The sequence below is a fragment of the Pseudobacillus sp. FSL P4-0506 genome, assembly GCF_038003025.1.
GTDB lineage: Bacteria > Bacillota > Bacilli > Bacillales > Domibacillaceae > Pseudobacillus.
Genome location: NZ_JBBOOI010000001.1, coordinates 95,983 through 102,500, shown reverse-complemented (window position 1 = coordinate 102,500; position 6,518 = coordinate 95,983). Strand labels below are relative to the sequence as shown.

At 42.0% G+C, this 6,518-nt stretch carries 8 protein-coding genes (1 of these 8 running past the window's edge); 5 read left to right on the top strand and 3 right to left on the bottom strand.

Features of this window, described 5'->3' with window-relative positions; genetic code table 11:
• Window positions 1-291: the 3' portion of a ribosomal protein S18-alanine N-acetyltransferase gene (rimI, locus tag MKZ02_RS00445; protein ID WP_340851313.1), read on the top strand. The gene continues 156 nt to the left of window position 1, outside the view; 291 of the gene's 447 nt are visible here — the last part of the coding sequence; its start codon lies beyond the left edge, outside the window; its stop codon occupies window positions 289-291.
• Window positions 291-1,307 (top strand): tRNA (adenosine(37)-N6)-threonylcarbamoyltransferase complex transferase subunit TsaD, encoded by a 1,017-nt coding sequence (gene tsaD, locus MKZ02_RS00440; RefSeq protein ID WP_182917077.1) that lies wholly within the window; start codon window positions 291-293, stop codon window positions 1,305-1,307. Before rimI ends, tsaD begins: the two co-directional genes overlap by 1 nt.
• A 273-nt stretch (window positions 1,308-1,580) precedes the next feature.
• Here tsaD and MKZ02_RS00435 read toward each other — a convergent pair whose 3' ends face one another.
• Window positions 1,581-3,503: an ABC-F family ATP-binding cassette domain-containing protein gene (locus tag MKZ02_RS00435; RefSeq protein ID WP_340851311.1), complete on the bottom strand. Its 1,923-nt coding sequence runs from the start codon at window positions 3,501-3,503 to the stop codon at window positions 1,581-1,583.
• A 191-nt stretch (window positions 3,504-3,694) separates the two neighbouring features.
• Between MKZ02_RS00435 and MKZ02_RS00430 the strand changes: the two genes are divergently transcribed.
• The 3 genes from MKZ02_RS00430 to tatC are packed head-to-tail and all read left to right on the top strand — an operon-like array spanning window position 3,695 to window position 5,344.
• A complete protein-coding gene (locus MKZ02_RS00430) occupies window positions 3,695-4,354 on the top strand; it encodes a redox-sensing transcriptional repressor Rex (RefSeq protein ID WP_120036097.1) in 660 nt (219 codons plus the stop codon).
• 49 nt (window positions 4,355-4,403) lie between these two features.
• On the top strand, window positions 4,404-4,580 hold the full coding sequence (locus tag MKZ02_RS00425) for a twin-arginine translocase TatA/TatE family subunit (protein ID WP_120036098.1): 177 nt from the start codon (window positions 4,404-4,406) through the stop codon (window positions 4,578-4,580).
• A gap of 17 nt (window positions 4,581-4,597) precedes the next feature.
• Window positions 4,598-5,344, top strand: coding sequence for a twin-arginine translocase subunit TatC (gene tatC, locus MKZ02_RS00420; RefSeq protein ID WP_120036099.1), 747 nt, complete (start codon window positions 4,598-4,600; stop codon window positions 5,342-5,344).
• A 67-nt stretch (window positions 5,345-5,411) separates the two neighbouring features.
• Here tatC and MKZ02_RS00415 read toward each other — a convergent pair whose 3' ends face one another.
• Window positions 5,412-5,612 (bottom strand): YdiK family protein, encoded by a 201-nt coding sequence (locus MKZ02_RS00415; RefSeq protein ID WP_120036100.1) that lies wholly within the window; start codon window positions 5,610-5,612, stop codon window positions 5,412-5,414.
• Between the two features lie 30 nt (window positions 5,613-5,642).
• Window positions 5,643-6,380 carry a CPBP family intramembrane glutamic endopeptidase gene (locus MKZ02_RS00410; protein ID WP_120036101.1) on the bottom strand — a complete coding sequence of 246 codons (738 nt, stop codon included), beginning with the start codon at window positions 6,378-6,380 and terminating at the stop codon, window positions 5,643-5,645.
• Between the last annotated feature and the right edge of the window lie 138 nt (window positions 6,381-6,518).

The following is a 6,518-nucleotide window of genomic DNA, read 5'->3' as shown; positions in this document are numbered from 1 at the left end:
GGCCAAATCATAGGTTACTGTGGAATGTGGCTCGTACTGGATGAATCGCAAGTTACCAATATCGCTATCCTCCCGGAGTTTCGTGGCAGAGGGTGGGGGGAGAAGCTACTCGTCGCTGTAATGAACACTGCCAGAAAGAGGGGAGCGTCTATCATGTCTTTAGAAGTACGTGTAAGCAACGAATCTGCTCAAAATTTATACAAAAAGCTGGGCTTCCAGCCAGGTGGGATTAGAAAAAATTATTATTCTGACAATCAGGAAGACGCATTAGTAATGTGGGTGAATTTATAATGAAAAAAGATATTTATATATTAGGATTAGAAACAAGCTGTGACGAAACGGCAGCAGCCATCATAAAGAATGGCCGGGAAATCGTATCTAATGTTGTTTCTTCGCAAATTGAAAGTCACAAACGCTTTGGCGGAGTTGTTCCTGAAATTGCGTCCCGGCATCATGTAGAGCAAATTACATTGGTCCTCGAGGAAACATTGCGTCAAGCCGATATGGCTTTTCAAGACCTCGATGCCATTGCCGTTACTAAAGGACCGGGTCTTGTGGGGGCTCTTTTGGTGGGAGTCAACGCGGCTAAAGCGTTAGCCTTTGCCCATCAGCTGCCACTTATAGGTGTTCATCACATAGCTGGCCATATTTACGCCAATCGTCTGATAAAAGAATTTGCTTTTCCGCTGCTGTCTCTCGTTGTGTCGGGTGGGCATACTGAGTTGGTACTTATGGAAGAGCACGGCAGTTTTCAAGTAATCGGTGAAACGCGTGATGATGCGGCAGGAGAAGCATATGATAAAGTAGCTCGAACATTGAACTTGCCTTATCCAGGCGGTCCTCACATTGATCGTCTTGCTGCTGAAGGAGAGCCAGTTATTGATTTTCCTAGAGCCTGGCTCGAAGAAGGGTCATATGATTTTAGTTTCAGCGGTCTAAAATCAGCAGTTATCAACACTCTCCACAATGCAGAACAACGAAGACAAGAATTGAGACCGGAAGATGTAGCTGCTAGCTTTCAGCAAAGCGTGATCGATGTTTTAACAGCGAAAACCATAAGAGCAGCAAAGGAATATAAAGTGAAGCAAGTACTGCTAGCCGGCGGGGTTGCTGCGAATAGAGGGTTGAGAAAGGCCTTGGAAGAACAGTTTGCCGAACTCGAGGATATCGAACTGATTATTCCGCCGTTAAGTCTTTGTACCGATAATGCAGCTATGATTGCCGCTGCGGGAACCATTCTATATGAGCAGGGAAAATTTGAAGATTTGGCGATGAATGGCTATCCAGGACTGGATATCGAACAATAATAAAATAAAAAGAAAGGACTGTTTTTCCACTAGTAACGCCCTAATGGAAAAACAGTCCTTTTTACTTGTTCACAAGCTGTGAATAACATGTGTATAAAAAGGTTATTCTGTGGAAAAGTCCTTTTTAAACTGCTGGAAAGCTTGTGTGTTTTGTGGATAAAATTGATTATTTTTGTGGATAATGTGTAAAAGTAATTAGGAATCAAGAAAACCGGCATGTTAGTTTGTGGGTAAGTCTGTGTATAAACGTCACAGCAGCCAATGGATTAGAGCCTACTCATGAAGAGTTTCCCACTCTTGCATAAGCTGCTCAATTTCTGTTTGACAAGCTTCGGTTTTTTTCTGAAGTTCCAATGACTTTTCATGATCCTGAAAGATTTCTGGCTGGCAAAGCAAGTCTTCGGCTTCTTCGAGCTCTGCTTCTAGGCTTTCAATTCTTTCTTCTATTTCTTCAATACGTCGGCGTTTCTGACGCTCTTTTTTCTTTTGCTCTTTATCTATATGGTAGTTGGATGAATCAGACGGTACGACTTCTTCAACGATTGGCAAAGAGGATTTTTCCAATTCAGCCAGCTCTTTTTGCTCTTGTTTTTTCGCGACATAATAATCATAATCCCCAAGATACTCAGTCATGCCATTATCGGACATTTCAATGACTTTTGAGGCAATACGATTGATGAAATATCGGTCATGGGAAACGAATAAAAGCGTCCCAGGATAATCAATCAACGCATTTTCTAACACTTCTTTGCTATCTAGATCAAGGTGGTTGGTTGGCTCGTCCAAAATAAGAAAATTAGCTTTTTGCATCATGAGCTTGGCAAGAGCCAGCCGTGCTTTTTCGCCACCGCTTAATGCATGAACCGGCTTTAGAACGTCATCTCCTGAAAAGAGGAAGTTGCCGAGCACTGTACGTATTTCTTTCTCATCACTGGAAGGGTAGTCATCCCATAATTCGTTTAATACGGTTTTATTAGAAGTTAAGTTGGCCTGTTCCTGATCATAATAGCCAATGAATACGTTAGTACCGAGAGAAAATTCTCCAGCTAATGGCCGCAGTTTATCCACAATTGTTTTGAGAAAAGTAGATTTACCAGCACCGTTTGGTCCGACGAGTGCCGTGCTCTCTTCACGTTGTATATACAGATTGAGATTTTGGGCAACTCTTTCTTCATCATAACCAATAGCAAGATTGTTTACTTTTAACACTTCATTGCCGCTCTGTTTTTCAATTTGAAACATGATATTGGCCGATTTTTCATCGCCATCCGGACGTTCCATCCGTTCCATCCGTTCAAGCTGCTTGCGGCGGCTTTGGGCTCTTTTTGTTGTCGAAGCCCGGGCAATATTGCGCTGGATGAAGTCTTCCAGCTTCGCTACCTGCTCCTGTTGCTTTTCAAACAGCTTCATATCTTTTTCGTATTGTTCGGCCTTCTGTTCTAAATAGTTACTGTAATTCCCATGAAATTTTTTAATGTGCTGCCGAGAGATTTCGTATACTTGGTTTACAACTTTATCAAGGAAGTAACGGTCATGGGACACGATCAAAATAGCGCCGTTGTAGCCCTGCAAATATTGTTCCAGCCAGGAAAGTGTATCAATGTCTAAATGGTTCGTCGGCTCGTCCAAAATAAGAATGTCGGGTTTTGTCAATAATAGCTTTCCCAGTGCGAGCCTCGTTTTTTGGCCGCCACTTAAAGTAGAGATTTTCGTTTCATAGTCAAAATCATGAAAGTTCAAGCCATGCAAAACCGAACGGATATCTGCTTCGAACTGATAGCCGCCGGACTCTTTAAATTCATTTTGCAGCAAATCATATTCCTTGGTGACTCTTTCATATTGGCTGGCATCTCCGTAAACAGCGGGATCCGCCATTCGCTCTTCCAGATGCCGCAGCTGCTTTTCCATGCTGCGCAAATGCGAGAAGACGGAAAGCATTTCATCCATGATTGATAAATCAGATTCCAGCCCGGTGTTTTGAGCAAGATAGCCGATTGTCGCATCTTTCGGCTTTAAGATATTTCCGGAATCATAAGAGAGGATACCGGCGATTATTTTTAAAAGAGTGGATTTTCCTGCTCCGTTTCTACCAACTAGAGCGATCCGGTCTCTTGTTTGTACTTCAAGTTTAATATTCGACAAAATGAGCTCTGCGCCGAAGTATTTTGTAAGCTGTTGTACTTGCAGTAAAATCATTCTTCTCACCTCAGTTTTCTACTTATTAGTGTAGCTGATTCTATAGGCCTGGGCAATTCTCTTTCACCCTTTCTGGGCGATAGAAAGGAAATAAAGTTGAAAGACAAGCCGTGCAAAATATTGTATGATGGAAGGAGTGATTGAATCGAAAGGTTATCAGTTTGGAAACAGCAAGCGCTGGGGGTATAAATATGAACCATGATCCATTAAGGATTCCGCAGGCGACGGCCAAGCGTCTGCCATTGTATTACAGATTTATCCAAAACTTGCATTCTTCTGGCAAGCAGCGGGTCTCATCGGCAGAATTAAGCGAAGCAGTAAAAGTAGATTCGGCGACGATTCGCCGCGATTTTTCTTATTTTGGAGCACTTGGTAAGAAGGGATACGGCTATAATGTCAGCTATTTATTGTCGTTCTTTCGCAAAACACTTGATCAAGATGAAATAACAAATGTAGCTCTTATTGGGGTAGGAAATTTAGGAACCGCTTTTTTGAATTATAACTTTATGAAGAATAACAATACGAAAATACAAATAGCCTTCGATGTAGATGAGGGAAAAGTAGGCAAGACGATTGGGGATGTTCCAATTTATCATCTGGATAATCTGGAAGAGAAACTACAATCAAAGGAGGTACCAGTAGCTATTTTGACGGTTCCTTCTACTGTGGCCCAAGGCATTACAGACCGTCTTGTGGAATGCAATATTAAAGGCATCTTGAATTTCACACCTGCGAGACTGAACGTTCCTCCAATGATTCGAGTGCATCACATTGATCTGGCTGTTGAACTGCAATCGTTAGTTTATTTTTTAAAGAATTATCCGGATGTCTCGGAAGAAAAGTCGGAATAGAATTATGCCGAAAAATCGGTTATGATGGAGGAAAGGAGGTGCTGCATAAATGGGATTAAGTGTAGGCAGTATTATATTGATTGCTGGAGCAGCAATATTAATCTTCGGACCGAAAAAACTCCCTGAGCTTGGACGCGCGGCAGGCGACACGTTGAAAGAATTTAAGAATGCCACGAAAGGGCTGGCGGACGACGATAAACCAGAGGATAAGAAGGATCCTCAGTAAGGTTAGGATGAATGACAATGAGTCGACAAGACATGACAATATATGAACACATTGGCGAGTTGCGGAAACGGCTCATTATAGTAATCGCTTTCTTATTCCTCACTATGATTGCCGGTTTGTTTCTGGCTGAGCCGATTATCCGCTATTTGCAGCATGCGGACGAAGCGCAGGAATTAACAATGAACGCTTTCCGTGTGACAGATCCTATAAAGATTTATTTTCAAATGGCTTTTGTCATCGCTTTTGTATTGACTAGCCCTATGATTCTTTATCAGTTGTGGGCATTCGTAAGCCCAGGACTGCTTGAGAAAGAGAGAAAGGTAACGCTTAGCTACATCCCGTTATCCTTGCTGCTATTTCTCGCCGGAATTGCTTTTTCTTATTTTATTTTATTTCCGTATATCATTCATTTCATGATGAAGTTATCCGGAAACTTGCAAATTGAGCAGGTTATTGGCATTAACGAGTATTTTCAATTCTTATTTCAAATTACACTTCCATTCGGCATCTTGTTTCAGCTGCCGGTTGTTACAATGTTTTTGACAAGGCTGGGGATTATTACACCTATGTTTCTTGCGCAAATTCGCCGCTATGCTTACTTTGTTCTGCTAGTGGTAGCAGGGCTTATTACGCCGCCGGATGTGATATCACAGATTATCGTGATGATTCCATTAGTTATTCTTTATGAGATCAGCATTTGGATCTCAAAGATTAGCTATAAAAAAACATTGCAGGCCGAACTGGAAGCGGAAAATGCAGAATAAAATAAGGCTGTCCAAAAAAAGAGCCGAACTTCCGCAAGAGCGAAAGTCAGCCTTTTAGAGAACAGCCTTATTTTTTTTCGTTGCTTTTCAAGCGCCAATACATAAAGAGCAGGCGAATGCCGGAACCAATATCCATCGTTGCCAGCAAGATGAGCAAGTAAGTGAAAAAGCCAAAGCCCCCCGTGTTGACATCTTGAATGGCTAAATAAGTAAAGAACGCGCCGAGAATAAGATAAAAAATCCCGGTCGTTAACGGTGATTGTTTCATTAAATTCCTCCAAATTTTAAAGCTATAAGCCTAAAAAAGCCAAGTAATAAAGCTTTGTATTTTTTCCGTTTCTTTCATCATCCGCTCTAATTCATCCGCATAAAAATATTGCACGACAATGACCAAGGAATTCATAGCCACATGGGCGAATATAGGAACAAGCAGTCTTTTTGTTTTTACATATAGAAAAGCAAACGTGAATCCCATCGATGAGTACAGAATGACATGTTCAGGTTCAGCATGAGCAAGGGCAAAAATAACGGAGCTGATCAAAGCGGATAGCCAGAAAGGAAACTTCTCATACAAGCTTCCAAAAATAATCTTTCTAAAAACGATTTCCTCTAAAATCGGACCGAAAATGGCAGTGGCAACCATCATCAATGGGACAAGCTCAATAATATGAATAATCGTTTCTGTGTTTTCGGACCCCATGTTAATTCCTAAAGCCGTTTCGATAGCGACGGCAATTCGCTGGCCAAACAAGGCGAGAAAGATGCCCGCCACTGCCCAAAAGATGGAAGGTCCCACCGGCAGTGGAGTCATCCGTTCAAGACGGCTGTTTCTGGTATCTTTCCGAAGGAGAAGCAATACAATAATCAGGGTGACCATGAAGCTGAACACCAGCCAATAGCCGGGAATAAGATTTTTCAGCGTTTGCGGATCACCTCCAAGGGCAAGCCCTGCTTTAAATAAAAGCAGAGGAGCAACCAGCCCCAACAGCTGCATTAAAATATAAGCGATTAAAATATAACCATACGTCTTCTTCAAATGAAAAGAGCTCCTTTATTTTAAGAGTGGAAGCGCCTGTTCAGCCGCACAGCTGGAACTTTGAGCGACTGGGCGCTGGAATAGATAATCATACAAGCATAGGGAAAGCCTGAGAAGCTGAAATCTAATAGTACTTAA

Bases quoted from the DNA above. Each gene is read 5' to 3' on its own strand.
- tsaD (WP_182917077.1), top strand. From the start codon at position 291: ATGAAAAAAGATATTTATATATTAGGATTAGAAACAAGCTGTGACGAA.
- MKZ02_RS00435 (WP_340851311.1), bottom strand. From the start codon at position 3,503: ATGATTTTACTGCAAGTACAACAGCTTACAAAATACTTCGGCGCAGAG.
- MKZ02_RS00430 (WP_120036097.1), top strand. From the start codon at position 3,695: ATGAACCATGATCCATTAAGGATTCCGCAGGCGACGGCCAAGCGTCTG.
- MKZ02_RS00425 (WP_120036098.1), top strand. From the start codon at position 4,404: ATGGGATTAAGTGTAGGCAGTATTATATTGATTGCTGGAGCAGCAATA.
- tatC (WP_120036099.1), top strand. From the start codon at position 4,598: ATGAGTCGACAAGACATGACAATATATGAACACATTGGCGAGTTGCGG.
- MKZ02_RS00415 (WP_120036100.1), bottom strand. From the start codon at position 5,612: ATGAAACAATCACCGTTAACGACCGGGATTTTTTATCTTATTCTCGGC.